Origin of the sequence: Nocardioides sp. HDW12B, from assembly GCF_011299595.1 — a bacterium.
Classification (GTDB): Bacteria; Actinomycetota; Actinomycetes; order Propionibacteriales; family Nocardioidaceae; genus Marmoricola_A.
The window spans coordinates 2,660,873-2,675,289 of record NZ_CP049867.1 but is presented as its reverse complement, the minus strand read 5'-3'; the positions used below and the strand labels follow the sequence as shown (position 1 = coordinate 2,675,289).

The 14,417-nt window shown below is 73.0% G+C and carries 12 protein-coding genes; 5 read left to right on the top strand and 7 right to left on the bottom strand.

Annotated features, from left to right (window positions below; genetic code table 11):
* Position 1 precedes the first annotated feature (1 nt).
* Positions 2-1,600 carry an MFS transporter gene (locus G7072_RS12555; protein WP_240916922.1) on the bottom strand — a complete coding sequence of 533 codons (1,599 nt, stop codon included), beginning with the start codon at positions 1,598-1,600 and terminating at the stop codon, positions 2-4.
* Positions 1,597-2,292 (bottom strand): TetR/AcrR family transcriptional regulator, encoded by a 696-nt coding sequence (locus G7072_RS12550; RefSeq protein ID WP_166086857.1) that lies wholly within the window; start codon positions 2,290-2,292, stop codon positions 1,597-1,599. The genes G7072_RS12555 and G7072_RS12550 overlap by 4 nt, the downstream gene beginning before the upstream one ends.
* 165 nt (positions 2,293-2,457) lie before the next feature.
* Between G7072_RS12550 and ligA the strand changes: the two genes are divergently transcribed.
* Positions 2,458-4,608 (top strand): NAD-dependent DNA ligase LigA, encoded by a 2,151-nt coding sequence (ligA, locus tag G7072_RS12545; RefSeq protein ID WP_166086855.1) that lies wholly within the window; start codon positions 2,458-2,460, stop codon positions 4,606-4,608.
* 38 nt (positions 4,609-4,646) lie between these two features.
* Here ligA and G7072_RS12540 read toward each other — a convergent pair whose 3' ends face one another.
* Positions 4,647-5,132 carry a DinB family protein gene (locus tag G7072_RS12540; RefSeq protein WP_166086854.1) on the bottom strand — a complete coding sequence of 162 codons (486 nt, stop codon included), beginning with the start codon at positions 5,130-5,132 and terminating at the stop codon, positions 4,647-4,649.
* A 77-nt stretch (positions 5,133-5,209) separates the two neighbouring features.
* Between G7072_RS12540 and gatC the strand changes: the two genes are divergently transcribed.
* Genes gatC through gatB form a run of 3 tightly spaced genes read left to right on the top strand, consistent with a single transcriptional unit; the run spans position 5,210 to position 8,522 of the window.
* Positions 5,210-5,512 (top strand): Asp-tRNA(Asn)/Glu-tRNA(Gln) amidotransferase subunit GatC, encoded by a 303-nt coding sequence (gene gatC, locus G7072_RS12535; protein ID WP_166086852.1) that lies wholly within the window; start codon positions 5,210-5,212, stop codon positions 5,510-5,512.
* A gap of 2 nt (positions 5,513-5,514) precedes the next feature.
* Positions 5,515-7,020, top strand: coding sequence for an Asp-tRNA(Asn)/Glu-tRNA(Gln) amidotransferase subunit GatA (gatA, locus tag G7072_RS12530; protein ID WP_166086850.1), 1,506 nt, complete (start codon positions 5,515-5,517; stop codon positions 7,018-7,020).
* The gene (gene gatB, locus G7072_RS12525; RefSeq protein ID WP_166086848.1) at positions 7,017-8,522 is read left to right on the top strand and encodes an Asp-tRNA(Asn)/Glu-tRNA(Gln) amidotransferase subunit GatB; all 1,506 of its coding nucleotides are present in this window, start codon (positions 7,017-7,019) and stop codon (positions 8,520-8,522) included. The genes gatA and gatB overlap by 4 nt, the downstream gene beginning before the upstream one ends.
* 393 nt (positions 8,523-8,915) lie before the next feature.
* Here the strand turns inward: gatB and G7072_RS12520 are convergent, their stop codons facing one another.
* The 3 genes from G7072_RS12520 to G7072_RS12510 all read right to left on the bottom strand — a co-directional run bounded on the left by G7072_RS12520 (position 8,916) and on the right by G7072_RS12510 (position 11,499).
* Positions 8,916-10,079 (bottom strand): PQQ-dependent sugar dehydrogenase, encoded by a 1,164-nt coding sequence (locus tag G7072_RS12520; RefSeq protein WP_166086846.1) that lies wholly within the window; start codon positions 10,077-10,079, stop codon positions 8,916-8,918.
* Between the two features lie 37 nt (positions 10,080-10,116).
* Positions 10,117-11,097: an alpha/beta hydrolase gene (locus G7072_RS12515; RefSeq protein WP_166086844.1), complete on the bottom strand. Its 981-nt coding sequence runs from the start codon at positions 11,095-11,097 to the stop codon at positions 10,117-10,119.
* 120 nt (positions 11,098-11,217) lie between these two features.
* On the bottom strand, positions 11,218-11,499 hold the full coding sequence (locus G7072_RS12510) for a hypothetical protein (RefSeq protein ID WP_166086842.1): 282 nt from the start codon (positions 11,497-11,499) through the stop codon (positions 11,218-11,220).
* Positions 11,500-11,695: 196 nt separating this feature from the next.
* Between G7072_RS12510 and G7072_RS12505 the strand changes: the two genes are divergently transcribed.
* Positions 11,696-12,796 (top strand): exo-alpha-sialidase, encoded by a 1,101-nt coding sequence (locus tag G7072_RS12505; protein WP_166086839.1) that lies wholly within the window; start codon positions 11,696-11,698, stop codon positions 12,794-12,796.
* 1 nt (position 12,797) lies between these two features.
* On the opposite strand, the gene G7072_RS12500 is transcribed toward G7072_RS12505, so the two are convergent.
* Positions 12,798-14,405, bottom strand: coding sequence for an adenylate/guanylate cyclase domain-containing protein (locus G7072_RS12500; RefSeq protein ID WP_166086837.1), 1,608 nt, complete (start codon positions 14,403-14,405; stop codon positions 12,798-12,800).
* Positions 14,406-14,417 lie beyond the last annotated feature (12 nt).

Genomic DNA, 14,417 nt, shown 5'->3' with positions numbered 1-14,417 from the left:
CTCAGTGCGCGGCGGGTGCCGGCGCGGCCGTGTGGCCCGAGGCGAGGTCCTCGTGGCGGATGCGGTTGAAGGTGAAGGCGATGACGCCCGCCAGCAGCAGCATCCCGGAGGCGACCAGGAAGCCGACCTCGGCGCCGTGGGTGAAGGTCACGCCCAGCAGGGCGGGGTCGCCGGGGGAGCACTGCTCGCCCCGGGCGGCCAGCGCCCCGCAGATCTCCTCGGTCTTGCCCGCGGTGGCGTTGAAGGCCATCGTCGACAGGAACGCCAGCCCGAGCGCGCCGCCGACCTGCTGCATGGTGTTGAGCACGCCCGAGGCGATGCCCGAGTCGCGCGGCGAGACACCGTGGACGACGCTCATCGTCATCGGGATGAACACCAGCGCCATGCCGATCGGCATGAGGACCACGAACGGGAAGACGTCCACCCAGTAGTCGATGTCGACGCCCAGCGAGGTGACGCGGTCGTCGTACGGCAGGCGGCTCATGCCGAACACCGCGACCGCCGCGATGACCGCGCCGGTGCCGGCGAGCTTGCCCGGGTCGACGCGCTGCACCAGGCGTGAGACCTGCGTGGCGGCGATGATCATCGTGACGCTGAACGGCAGGAACATCAGGCCGGTGGTCATCGGGCTCTCGCCCATGACGTTCTGCAGGATGAGGGTCAGGAAGAAGAACATCGCGAACATCGCGGCGGGCACGAACATCATCACGGCGTACGCCGAGAGCCGGTCGCGACTGGCGAGGATGCGGCCCGGCAGCATCGGCTGGGACACCCCGCGCTCGACGAGGGCGAAGAGGACCAGGAGCGCGACGCCGGTGCCGATCGCGGCCAGCGTCCAGGGGTCGCCCCAGCCGTGGTCCTGGTCGCCGGCGCGGGTGATGCCGTAGACCAGCGACAGCAGCCCGGTGGTCGCGGTGACCGCTCCGGGGACGTCGAGTCGGCCGGCGTGGCGGTCGCTCTCGGTGAGCACCGCGGGGGCGAGGAGCGCCGCGGCCACACCGATCGGCACGTTGATGAAGAAGGTCAGGCGCCACCCGCTGACGTCCGTGCCGAGGACGGAGAGGTCCATCCCGGTCAGCCAGCCGCCGAGCAGCAGGCCGACGGCCGCTCCGAGGCCGGACATCATCGCGTAGACGGCGAAGGCGCGGCTGCGGCGCGGGCCGGGCTCGAAGGTGGTGGTGATCAGCGCCAGCGCGTTCGGCGAGGCGAAGGCCGCGCCCAGGCCCTGGGCGGCGCGGGAGCCGAGCAGCATGGCCTCGTTCTCCGCGAATCCGCCGACCAGGGAGGCCACCGCGAAGAGCACGAGGCCGAAGACGAAGGCGCGGCGTCGGCCGAAGAGGTCGCCGCAGCGACCGCCCAGCAGCAGGAAGCCGCCGAAGGCCAGCGCGTAGGTGGTGATGATCCACGGCAGGGCGTTGGCCGAGAAGGCGAGGTCGGCCTGGATGTAGGGCAGCGCGATGTTGGTGATGGTGGCGTCGAGGACGACCATCAGCTGCGCGATGCAGATCAGGGCCAGGGCGAGGCCGCCGTGGCTGGTGGCGCGCGGCTGCTCGGCGCCGGCGGGCCCGGAGGGCCCGGTGGCGGGGTCGGTGGTGGTCACGGGGTCTCCTGCGTGGTCACGGGGTGGGTCGTGGAGCGGGTCAGGGCGCTGGGGGGCGTCGGGGACGGGAAGTGTCCGGTGGCGGCCGGCAGGACGATGTGGTCGAGGACGCGCTCGACCGCAGCCGGGGTGACGGGCTCGCCGAGCACGAGTGCGCGGTGCAGCAGGATCCCGGCGAGCGCCGGACCGAGGAGGCTCGGGTCGGCGTCGGGACGCAGCTCCCCGCGCTCGTGGGCACGGCGGTAGATCGCGGTGGTGGTGGCGATCTTGGGGGCGAGGAACCGGGCGCGGAAGTCGGCGGCGAACTCCTCGTCGGTCTGCATCGCGGTGATCACGACGCCGAGGACGCGGCTGCCGTCGGCCCCCGGGCCCCCCGGGCCCCCCGGTCCTCCCGGGCGCCCGCGCGACCAGAGCGCGAGCAGGTCGCCCCGCAGGCTTCCGGTGTCGGGCACGTCCTGCTCGTTCATGGCCTTGGAGCGGATGACGGCGTCGACGACGAGGCTCTGCTTGGACTGCCAGCGGCGGTACAGCGTCGCCTTGCCGGCGCGGGCCCGCTTCGCGACGGCGTCCATGGTCAGCCGGTCGTAGCCGTTCTCCAGCAGCTCGCCGACGCAGGCGTCGAGGATCTCGGCCTCGCGCTCCCCGGTCACGCGGGGACGCGCGGTGTCGGAGCCGGCGGTCGTGGTCGGCATCCATCCTCCTGCCACTGATGGAACGGAACGGTCTCGTTCCATCCACGCTAGATCAGGGCCCGTCCTGCCGCAACCGGTGACGTCCGCTCCCCGCGCGGGGCAGCGCGCCGTGCGGTCGCCGGTGGTCCCTCGCCCGTTGTCGGAGGGACCGGGCAGGATGCAGGCATGGCTCACGCTCCTGACCCCGCCACGGTCCCCGACACCGCCGCCGACGCCGACGTCCCGCCCGAGGCCCGCGAGCGCCACGCCGCGCTGGCCGAGCAGCTCGAGGACGCCCGCTGGCGCTACTACGTGCTCGACGCACCCACGCTCTCGGACGCCGACTTCGACGCGACGATGAAGCAGCTGGAGGCGCTCGAGGAGGAGCACCCCGCGCTACGCACCCCCGACTCTCCGTCGCAGACGGTGGGGGGAGCGGTGTCGACCGAGTTCACCCCGGTGGACCACCTCGAGCGCATGATGAGCCTCGACAACGCCTTCTCGCTCGAGGAGCTGGCCGCGTGGGAGCAGCGGCTGACCCGCGAGGGCGTGAGCGGCGCGGCGTACCTCTGCGAGCTCAAGGTCGACGGACTCGCCATCAACCTGCTTTACGAGAAGGGGCGGCTGGTGCGCGCGCTGACGCGCGGCGACGGCCGCACCGGCGAGGACGTCACGCCCAACGTGCGCACCATCGACGGCATCCCGACCCGGCTCACCGGCTCGGGGGAGTTCCCCGTGCCCGACCTCGTCGAGGTGCGCGGCGAGGTCTTCCTGCCCGCCGAGGCCTTCGCCCGGCTCAACGAGTCGATGGCCGACGCCGGCAAGCCGCTGTTCGCCAACCCCCGCAACGCGGCGGCCGGGTCGCTGCGCCAGAAGGACCCGCGCGTCACCGCCACCCGGGCGCTCGGCATGGTCTGCCACGGCATCGGGGCGCGTCGGGGCTTCGAGCCGACCTCGCAGTCCATGGCCTACCGGGCCCTCGCGGCCTGGGGGCTCCCGGCCAGCGACCGGGCGAAGGTCGTCGAGGGCCTCGACGAGGTGCGGGCGTTCATCGAGCACTACGGCGAGCACCGCCACGACGTCGAGCACGAGATCGACGGCGTGGTGGTCAAGGTCGACGACGTCGCGCTGCAGCGACGGCTCGGCTCCACGAGTCGCGCGCCGCGGTGGGCGATCGCGTTCAAGTACCCGCCTGAGGAGGTCAACGCCCGGCTGCTCGCCATCGAGGTCAACACCGGCCGCACCGGGCGCGTCACCCCCTTCGGCGTCATGGAGCCCACCAAGGTCGCGGGCTCGACCGTCGAGCGCGCCACCCTGCACAACGCCCACGAGGTACGCCGCAAGGACGTGCGCCCCGGCGACACCGTCGTGCTGCGCAAGGCCGGCGACGTCATCCCCGAGATCGTCGGGCCCGTGCTCCCGCTGCGACCCGAGGGGCTGGCCGAGTGGGTCATGCCCACCGAGTGCCCCTCCTGCGGCACCACGCTGGCCCAGCAGAAGGAGGGCGACAAGGACCTGCGCTGCCCCAACCACCAGCACTGCCCCGCCCAGATGCTCGACCGGGTCTTCCACGTCGCGGGGCGTGGCGCCTTCGACATCGAAGGCCTGGGCAGCGAGGCCGCCGCGGCTCTCCTGGAGGCCGGGGTCATCGCCGACGAGGGCGACGTCTTCGACCTCGACGAGACCAAGCTCCTGAAGGCGCCGCTGTTCACCCGGGCCCCGAAGAAGGGGGAGGGCGAGCACCCCGTCCTCAGCGCCAACGGGGCGCGGCTGCTGGCCAACCTCGAGGCGTCGAAGGACGTCCCGCTGTGGCGGGTGCTGGTGGCGCTGTCGATCCGCCACGTCGGTCCCACGGCGGCGCGGGCGCTGGCCCAGGAGTTCGGCTCGGTGGACGCGCTGCGCGCGGCGAGCCAGGAGCAGCTGGCGGCGGCCGACGGGGTCGGGCCGACCATCGCCGAGGCCGTCATCGAGTGGTTCGGCGTCGAGTGGCACGTCGCCATCGTCGAGTCCTGGGCGGCGGCCGGCGTCCGCATGGCCGACGAGCGCGACGAGTCGACCCCGCGGGTGCTGGAGGGTCTGTCCGTGGTCGTCACCGGCTCGCTGCCCGGCTTCAGCCGGGACGAGGCCAAGGAGGCGATCCTCGCCCGTGGCGGCAAGGCCGCCTCCTCGGTGTCGAAGAACACCGCCTTCGTCGTGGTCGGCGACTCCCCGGGCTCGAAGTACGACAAGGCCGTGTCCCTCAAGGTGCCGGTGCTCGACGAGGACGGCTTCCGGGTGCTGCTCGACCAGGGTCCCGACGCGGCGCGTGAGGTCGCCCAGGTGCCGCCGGAGGACTGAGGCCCCCCGACGCCGTACGCCGTACGCCGTACGCCGGGTCAGCGCGCGGCGAGGACCTGCTCGCGCAGGATGTCGCCGTGCCCGGCGTGCCGGGCGAGCTCCTGGATCAGGTGGATGTGGATCCAGCGCAGCGTGAGGGGTCCGCGGCGGTTGTGCCGTGCCTGGTCGTCGAGCCCGAAGCCCGCAGCGAGCGTGCGGGACTCCTCGCACACCCGGCGGTAGCGCTCACCGACGGAGGCCACGGTGTCGTCGTCGGTCAGGGTGAAGCTCTCGTCGACGGTCTCGGGGACACCGATCTCGGCGCGCGTCCGCCCACCGAGGGCGACCGGGAACCACACCTGCTCGACGAAGGTGGCGTGCTTGACCAGGCCGAGGAGCGTGGTGAGCGACGGCACCAGGCTCCGGCGCGCCTCCTCCTCGGTGAGTCCGTCGAGAAGTCGCGCGATCTCGGCGCGCTGGTCGTCGAGGCAGGCCTCGAGCTGGGCGCGCTCGTCGTCGAGGAGAAGGGTGTGGAAGCGGCTCATGGGCCTCAGGGTAGGTGCCCGGTCCGCTCCGGAGCCCGTGGTCGGGACCGCTCTCGGCCGCTCCTAGGATGGCGGGCATGCCCGAGATCTCCCGCGACGACGTCGCGCACCTCGCCGGCCTGGCCCGGATCCAGCTGTCGGAGGACGAGCTGGACCGCCTCGGCCGCGAGCTGCCCCAGATCCTGGAGTCGGTCGCGACCGTCTCCCAGGCGCTGGAGGGCCGCGACGACGTGACGCCCATGAGCCACCCGACCCCGCTGACCAACGTCTTCCGCGAGGACGTCGTCCGCCCGAGCCTGACCCCCGAGGAGGCGCTCTCCGGCGCCCCGGCCCGCGAGGGCGACCGGTTCCTGGTGCCCAAGATCCTGGGCGAGGAGTGAGCGTGACGAACACCGCTGACCTGACCGCCCTCTCCGGGGCGGAGATCGCCGCCGCCCTCGCCGCAGGCGAGACCACCTCGGTGGAGGTGACGCAGGCCTTCCTCGACCGGATCGCGTCCCACGACGGTGCGATCCACGCCTACCTCCACGTCGACGCCGACGGCGCCCTGGCCACCGCGGCCGACGTCGACCGGCGCCGCGCCGCCGGGGAGGTGCTCGCCACGCTGGCCGGCGTCCCGGTCGCCGTCAAGGACCTGCTCTGCACCGTCGGGCAGCCCACGACCTGCGGGTCGCGCATCCTCGACGGCTGGGTGCCGCCGTACGACGCCACCGTGGTCACCCGGCTGCGTGAGGCCGGCATGCCGATCCTGGGCAAGACCAACCTCGACGAGTTCGCGATGGGCTCGTCCACCGAGCACTCGGCGTACGGCCCTACCCGCAACCCGTGGGACACCGACCGCACGCCCGGCGGCTCCGGTGGCGGCTCGGCCGCGGCCGTCTCGGCCCGGCTCGCGCCGCTGGCGGTCGGCACCGACACCGGCGGCTCCATCCGCCAGCCCGGTGCCCTGACCGGCACCGTCGGCGTGAAGCCGACCTACGGCGGGGTGTCGCGCCAGGGCATCGTCGCCATGGCCAGCAGCCTCGACCAGGCCGGTCCGGTGACCCGCACCGTCCTCGACGCGGCGCTGCTGCACCAGGTGATGGGCGGGCACGACCCGCTCGACTCGACCTCGATCGACGCGCCGGTCCCGCCGGTGGTCGAGGCCGCCCGTCGCGGTGACGTGGCCGGCCTGCGCATCGGCGTGGTGCGCGAGCTGTCCGGCGAGGGCTTCCAGAGCGGCGTGCAGGAGCGTTTCGACGAGGCCGTTGCGCTGCTGACAGCGGCGGGCGCCACCGTCACCGAGGTGTCGTGCCCCAGTTTCGCCCAGGCGCTGGCGACGTACTACCTGGTGATGCCGAGCGAGGTGTCGTCCAACCTGGCCCGCTTCGACGCGATGCGCTACGGGCTGCGCTCCTTCCCCGAGGGCGTGGACGACCCGAGTGCCGAGCAGGTGATGGCGGCCAGCCGCGACGCCGGGTTCGGCGACGAGGTCAAGCGCCGCATCATCCTCGGCACCTACGCGCTGTCGTCGGGCTACTACGACGCCTACTACGGCTCGGCGCAGAAGGTACGGGCGCTGGTGGCGGCCGACTTCGACGCGGCGTTCGCCGAGGTCGACGTCCTCATGTCGCCCACGGCGCCGACCACGGCCTTCCCGCTGGGGGAGAAGCTCGACGACCCGCTGGCGATGTACCTCCAGGACGTCGCCACCATCCCGGCCAACCTGGCCGGCGTCCCCGGGCTGTCCCTGCCGGCCGGGCTGGCCGAGGACGGGCTGCCCGTTGGCGTCCAGTTCCTGGCGCCGCTGCAGGCCGACGACCGTCTCTACAACGCCGCCGCGGCGCTCGAGCGACTCCTGCTCGAGCAGTGGGGCGGCCCGCTCGCACCCCCGGAGGTGTCCCGATGACCGGAAACGTGACCGGCACGCTCGTCCCCGTCGACGAGGCGCTGTCGCGCTACGCGCCGGTGATGGGCCTCGAGGTCCACGTCGAGCTCAACACCGCGACGAAGATGTTCTGCGGTTGCCCGGCGGTGTTCGGCGGCGAGCCGAACACCAACGTCTGCCCGGTCTGCCTCGGGCTGCCCGGCGCGCTGCCGGTGGTCAACGGCAAGGCCGTCGAGTCGGCGATCCGCATCGGCTTGGCGCTGAACTGCGAGATCGCGGAGTGGTGCCGCTTCGCGCGGAAGAACTACTTCTACCCGGACATGCCGAAGAACTTCCAGACCTCGCAGTACGACGAGCCGATCGCGTTCGACGGCTTCATGGACGTCGAGGTCGAGGGGGAGACCTACCGCATCGAGATCGAGCGGGCCCACATGGAGGAGGACACCGGCAAGTCCTCGCACATGGGCGGCGCCACCGGCCGCATCCACGGCGCTGACTACTCGCTGCTCGACTACAACCGTGCCGGCATCCCGCTCATCGAGATCGTCACCCGGACCATCGAGGTGCCCGGCGACAAGGCGCCGCTCGTGGCGCGCGCCTACGTGCAGCAGCTGCGCGACCTCGTGCTGGCGCTCGGCGTCTCCGACGCCCGCATGGACCAGGGCTCGCTGCGCTGCGACGTGAACCTGTCGCTCAAGCCCACCGGGTCCTCGACGCTGGGCACGCGCAGCGAGACCAAGAACGTCAACTCGTTCCGCTCGGTCGAGCGGGCGGCGCGCTACGAGATCTCACGGCACGCCGGCATCCTCGACGCGGGTGGCTCGGTCGTGCAGGAGACGCGTCACTTCCACGAGGACACCGGGTCCACCTCGCCGGGACGCGAGAAGTCCGACGCCGAGGACTACCGCTACTTCCCCGAGCCCGACCTCGCGCCGGTCGCCCCGTCGCGGGCGTGGGTCGAGGAGCTGCGGGCGACCCTGCCCGAGCCGCCCGTGGAGCGCCGCCGTCGGCTGCAGGCGGAGTGGGGCTTCTCCGACCTGGAGATGCGCGACACCGCCGGCGCCGGGGCCATGGACCTCGTGGCCGCGACCATCGACGCCGGGGCCACCCCGGCCGCGGCCCGCAAGTGGTGGCTCTCCGAGCTGGCCCGTCGCGCCAACGAGGCGGAGGTGGAGCTGGCCGAGCTGGCGATCACGCCGGCCGACGTGGCGCGCATCCAGGCGCTGGTCGACGACGGCTCGCTCAACGACAAGCTCGCGCGTCAGGTCTTCGACGGTGTGCTCGCCGGCGAGGGCACGCCCGACGAGGTGGTGGCCGGCCGCGGGCTGGCGATCGTCTCCGACGACGGCGCCCTCACCGAGGCGGTCGACCGCGCGATCGAGGCCAACCCCGGCGTCGCCGACAAGATCCGTGACGGCAAGGTCGCCGCCGCCGGTGCCCTTATCGGCGCGGTCATGAAGGAGATGCGTGGCCAGGCCGACGCCGCCAAGGTGCGCGAGCTCATCCTCTCCCGCCTGACCTGAACGGGCCCCTGTCGGTTTCACCAGGTACCTAGTGAAACCGGCGCTTCCCGAGCGAAGCATCGCTCGGGAAGCGCCGGTTTCGTGCGGGAAGCACGTCGTACCTTCGACCAGGACGCACCCCGGCCGGGCCGGGCCCTCCACCCGAGCTGCGCGCGGGAGTACGCCGCGCAAGCGTCACACTGGCGGAGGAGGGACCCCTCCGTCCCGGACTTAATTCGGCCCTGTTCCGGGGGCACATCGAAGCGAGCTTCCGTCCGGCCGACGTGGTCAGGCGGCTCGACGGCGTACCCGCCCTCGGAAGCCGTGCTTCCCGAGCGATGTTGGCGCTTCCCGAGCGAAACATCGTTCGGGAAGCGCCGGTTTCACTAGGTACCTAGTGAAACCGGCGCCCCCTCAGCGGAGGTCGAGCTCGAGGATGCGGTCGTCGCCGGGCTGCGGCTCGCCGCGGCCGTCGCGGTTGCTGGTGGTGACCCAAAGGGTGCCCTGGGGGGAGACCGCGACGGTGCGGATCCGGCCGTAGTCGCCGACGAACCAGCCGCGCGGCTCGCCGACGCCGTCACCGGTCACCGGGACCTGCCAGAGCCGCTCGCCGCGCAGCGCGCCGGCCCACAGCGAGCCCTCGAGGAAGGCCAGCCCCGAGGGGGAGGCCTCGGCGGTCGACCACTCGACGAAGGGGTTGCGGTACTCGTCCTGCTCGCCCGACCCCTCGACCACGGGCCACCCGTAGTTGCGCGCCCTCTCGATGCGGTTCAGCTCGTCCCAGGTCTGCTGGCCGAACTCGGTGGCCCACAGCCGGTCGCGGTCGTCGAGGGCGAGGCCCTGCACGTTGCGGTGGCCCAGGGTCCACACCGGTGACCCCGGCACCGGGTTGCCGGGAGCAGGATCGCCGTCGGGGGTGATGCGCAGGATCTTGCCGCCGAGCGAGTCGGGGTCCTGGGCGAGCTCGGGCTCGCCGATCTCGCCGGTGGAGACGAAGAGCATGCCTTCGTCGTCGAACAGCAGCCGTCCGCCGTCGTGGATGAAGCCGTTGGGGATCCCGGTGAGGACCGGATCGGGCTCGCCCAGCTCGCGGCCGTCGTAGGTCATCGTCACGACCCGGTTGTCGTCGGCGGTCGAGACGTAGGCGAAGACCAGCCCGTCCTCGTCGTACGTCGGGCTGGCGGCCAGTCCCAGCAGACCGGCCTCTCCCTGCGGGGCCGCCTCGTCGACGGTGCCCACCGGCCGGACGCGGCCCGACGGGGAGACCGCGACGACGCGCGTGGTGTCACGCTCGCTGACCAGCGCCGAGCCGTCGGGCAGGAAGACGATGCCCCAGGGGGCCTGGAGGCCCTCGGCCACCGTCCGGACCACGCGCGGCTCGAGGTCGGCCGGGTCACCGGAGGGTGAGCGACCGCCGCCGTCGGTCTCGTCCGGAGCGGGCCGGGCCGTCCGGGTGCTCGGCTGCGGCGACTCCGACGGTGTCCCCAGGGCGTTCGGGTCGCCCGTTGGCTCCTCGGCGCCACCGCACGCGACGAGGGGCAGGGCCAGCAGGAGCGTGAGGGCGGCGCGCAGTCGCATGCGGCCAGCGTAGGCAGGCGCGGAAACGTGCCGTGGGTCAGTCGTCGACGGCCTCGAGCAGGTCGCGCAGCATCTGCACCACGGTCGCCGGCCGCTCGAGCGGCAGGAAGTGGGTGCCCAGCAGCTCGCGGTACGTCGCCCCGTCGATGCGGTCGGCCGCCGTGCGCATGTCACGGGTGTCGGCCAGCACGTCGTACTTGCCCGCCACGAACACCGCCGGCACCGAGACCCCGGACAGCGAGACCCGGCCGTGGCGCGAGGCGTGCAGCGCGAGGTGCATGTACCAGTCGATCGGGGTGGTGAGGAACTCGCGGACCGCCCGGCGCACCTCCGTGGGCCGTGCCGAGGGGAACATGAAGCCGCTGAACCGCAGCACGGTCGTGCTGACCGGACCCATCGGGATGCGGCGCGCGACCGGGGTGAGGACGGGGGCGGCCAGCTTCATCGCGCGGGCGACGTTGACGGTCAGCGGCTTGCGGAACGGCCGGGGGATGAAGAGCGGGGCGCCCATCGAGGCGAAGGTGGCGCCGGGGACGCCGGCAACGGCGAAGAGTCCGGAGACCCGCTCGGGGTGGCGCAGCGCCAGCTCGAAGGCGGTGTTGACGCCGATGGACCAGCCGGCCACGACGCAGCGGTCCAGGTCGAAGGCGTCCATCACGGCCAGCGCGTCCTCCACGAAGGCGTCCATGCCCACGCGGGTGCGGTCCTCGGGTCGGGCGCTGCGGCCCACGCCGCGGTGGTTCCAGGAGACGACGCGGATGCCGCACGCCGGGTCGAGCAATGCGGGCCAGGCGTAGGGGTTCGTGCCGAGCCCGTTGCACAGCAGCACGGTGGGGCCGTCCTCGACGGCGTTGGTCCAGGCCTCGACCACGGTGCCGTCGGCGCTGGTGACCGAGTGGAAGCGGACGGAGCGGAACTCGCGCAGCCGACGCGTCCGGTCACCGAGCGTGGTGGAGGACGGCTGATCCGAACCGGTGGTGCGCGCACCCGCGCGCGGCGAGGAGGTCGACGAGGACATGCCCCGAGTGTGCCCGAACCGACCCGGTTCCTCAGTGATTGGTGCGAGAGATCACGCGGGTTGTCAGTGCGCGACCGGTGCGCGACCGAGCGCGGCCGGGTCCGGCCGGGCCCGGCCGGTTCACAGGGCGGCGCGCAGCGGGGCGACGTCGGCGGCCGGGCCCGGCAGCTCGGCCGGTCCGATGCGCGGCACCCGCCGGGCCTGCCACCGACGGGTGTGGAGGTCGAGGAAGTCCTCGACCTGCTGGCGCTCGTGGGAGCGGGCCGTCAGCTGGGTGGAGGCCACCAGCGCGTTGCGCCGGGCGTTGAGCTGGCTGTCGACCGGCCACCGGGTGACAGCCCGGACGAGGCCGAGCGGTCGGCGCGCTCGCGCGACCCAGGGGGCGGTGAGGGATGAGGTCATGAGGGGCTCCTGGATGGTCCGGTGAGGGCGGTCGGGACCGTCACCGAGGACGCTAGTGAGCCGACGATTCCCGAGGGTCAACGCGGTGTGACATCTGCGTGAACTGGCCCGGAGCCGGCCGGGCCGAGGGGGTGGGCGTGACGGCCGCGACGTGGAAAGGTGGCCAGCAGGCGCCGGCGCACAGGAGGAGACGACGATGGCCGAGACCCTGCTCATGATCGGGACCCGCAAGGGCCTGTGGATCGCCCGCAGCGACGACCGGCGCAGCTGGGACGTCACCGGGCCCGACGACGTGATGGGCGAGGTCCACGCCGTCGCGGTCGACACCCGGCAGGAGACCCCGCGGCTGCTCATGGCCAGCCGGCACTGGCACATCGGCCCGCAGGTGCAGCACTCCGACGACCTGGGTGCCACCTGGTCGGCCGCGCCGACCGGCGGCGTGACCTTCCCCGCCGACGTCGGCGAGGCCGTGGAGGCGGTGTGGGGCCTCGGTCTCTCGGCCGTCGAGCCCGACGTCGTGTACGCCGGGACGGAGCCGAGCGCGCTGTTCCGCTCCACCGACCGGGGCGAGACCTTCGAGCTGGTCCGCGGTCTCTGGGACCACCCGCACCGGCCCGAGTGGCACCCGGGCGGCGGCGGGCAGGCGATCCACACCCTGCTGCCGCACCCCACCGACCCCGACCGCGTCACGGTGGCGATGTCCACCGGCGGTGTCTACCGCACCGCCGACGGCGGCACCTCCTGGGAGCCGGCCAACCGCGGCATCAAGGCCGAGTTCATGCCCGACGAGGTCAGCTACCCCGAGTTCGGCCAGTGCGTGCACAAGGTCGCGCGCTCGGCCAACGCCCACGAGGTGCTTTACGCGCAGAACCACGGGGGCGTCTACCGCAGCGACGACGCCGGCGACAGCTGGACCTCGATCGCCGACGGGCTGCCGGCGGAGTTCGGCTTCCCCGTCGTCACCCACCCGCGCCTGGACGGCACGCTCTGGGTCTTCCCGCTCGAGAGCTCCTACCGCCGCTTCCCACCCGACCGTGCCTGCCGCGTCTGGCGCTCCACCGACCGGGGCTCGACCTGGACCGAGCAGGGGAGCGGCGCGGGCGGAGGCCTGCCGGACCGCGGCTTCTTCGCCGGGGTGATGCGCGACGCGATGTGCGTCGACGACGGCGAGCCCGCCGGGGTCTACCTCGGCAGTCGCGACGGCAGCGTCTACGCGAGCCCCGACGAGGGGGAGTCGTGGGTGTCGGTCGCCGAGCACCTGCCCGACGTGCTGTGCGTGCGGGCCGCCACCCTCTGAGTCAGGAGTCGCAGTCGTCCTCGTCGGCGTGCGGGACGTCCTTGACCGTGGCGACACGGGTCTCCTGGCTGCGACCGCGCAGCTTCAGGGGGTCGAGCTCGCACCAGTGCCGCGCCTCGTCGTCGGCGGCGTCGAGCACCAGCTGCTGGTTGGCCACCACCAGCGAGGACACCTTCTTGGCCTCGTCGGTGAGCCGCGCGGCCTCGTTCACGGGATCGCCGATGACGGTGTACTCGAAGCGCTCGGCCGCACCCACGTTGCCCGCCAGCACCCGCCCGCACGAGACCCCGATGCCGGCGCTCAGCTCGGGGATCTCCTCGACCAGCCGCGTGGTGAGCACCCGCGCCGCCCGCAGCGCCGACGTGCTCTGGTCGTCCTGGCCGGACGGGGCGCCCCAGATGGCCAGCGCCGCGTCGCCGGCGAACTTGTTGATCCACCCGTCGTGCTCGTGGACGACGTCGATGACGACCTCGAAGAAGCGGTTGAGCAGGCCGACGACCTGCTCGGGGTCCTCGTTCTCCGCCAGCCCGGTCGAGCCCACGATGTCGACGAAGAGCACCGCCACCTCGCGGACCTCGCCGCCGAGCTTGGCCCCGCCCTCGAGGGCGGCCCGGGCGACGTCGGTGCCGACGTGGCGCCCGAAGATGTCGCGCATCTCCTCGCGCTCGCGCAGCCCCTGGACCATCCGGTTGAAGCCGGCCTGCAGCAGCCCGATCTCGGTGGAGTCGTAGATCGGCACCTTGACGTCGAGGTCGCCCTCCTCCACCCGGGCGACCGCGTCGCGCAGGCTGGCGATCGGCTCGCTGCTCGCCTGCGCGGCGACCAGCGAGGACATGCCGCCCACGAGCAGCACGATGCCACCCAGCACGATGACGGTCACCGACAGCTGCGGGACGGTGGTGGCACCTCGGTCGATCAGCGCGATCGCCCCGGTGAAGACGATGCCGAGCACGGTCGCCCCGGTGCCGAGCGCCCAGGCGAACATCGTGCGCGACGCCACGCTGCGCACCCACATGCGCTCGGGGAAGCCGCCCTGGAGCACCCGTCGCGCCACGGGGCGCAGCGCCCGCTCGGAGAGCAGGTAGGTCAGGCTCGTCGTGGTCCACCCGGCCAGCGCCACGACCAGGAAGATCGAGAAGGCCAAGTCGAAGGAGTAGCGCGTGAACTGCAGCAGGATCAGCACCGACGCGACACCCCAGAGGAGCCCCTGGAACAGGAAGATCCGCCGCGGTGCGGCCAGCACGTCGCGGCGGTCCTGGTCGCTGGGCTCGTCGCCGGGGCGCAGCATGATCACGACCGGGTGCAGCACCCGCCAGGCCTGGAAGGTGCCGATCGAGCCGAAGACCACGACGTACGCCGCCGCGAGCAGGATGTTGGACAGCTCGAGGAGGAAGTCCCGGTCCGCCTCGGGCATCGGGATGACGAGGATGCTGAGCAGGTAGACGACCGCGATGCCGATGGCGTTCGACAGGCTGAGGCCCGCACCGAGGGCCGCGCGCACCTGCCACTGGGCGGCGAGGTGGCGGAACCAGTCCGGCGGGTTGCTGAGCCGGCGGGACAGCGCCGTGGTGGGAAGCCGACGCAGCAGGCGGCGCGTGGCTCTGGTCACCCTCCGACGGTA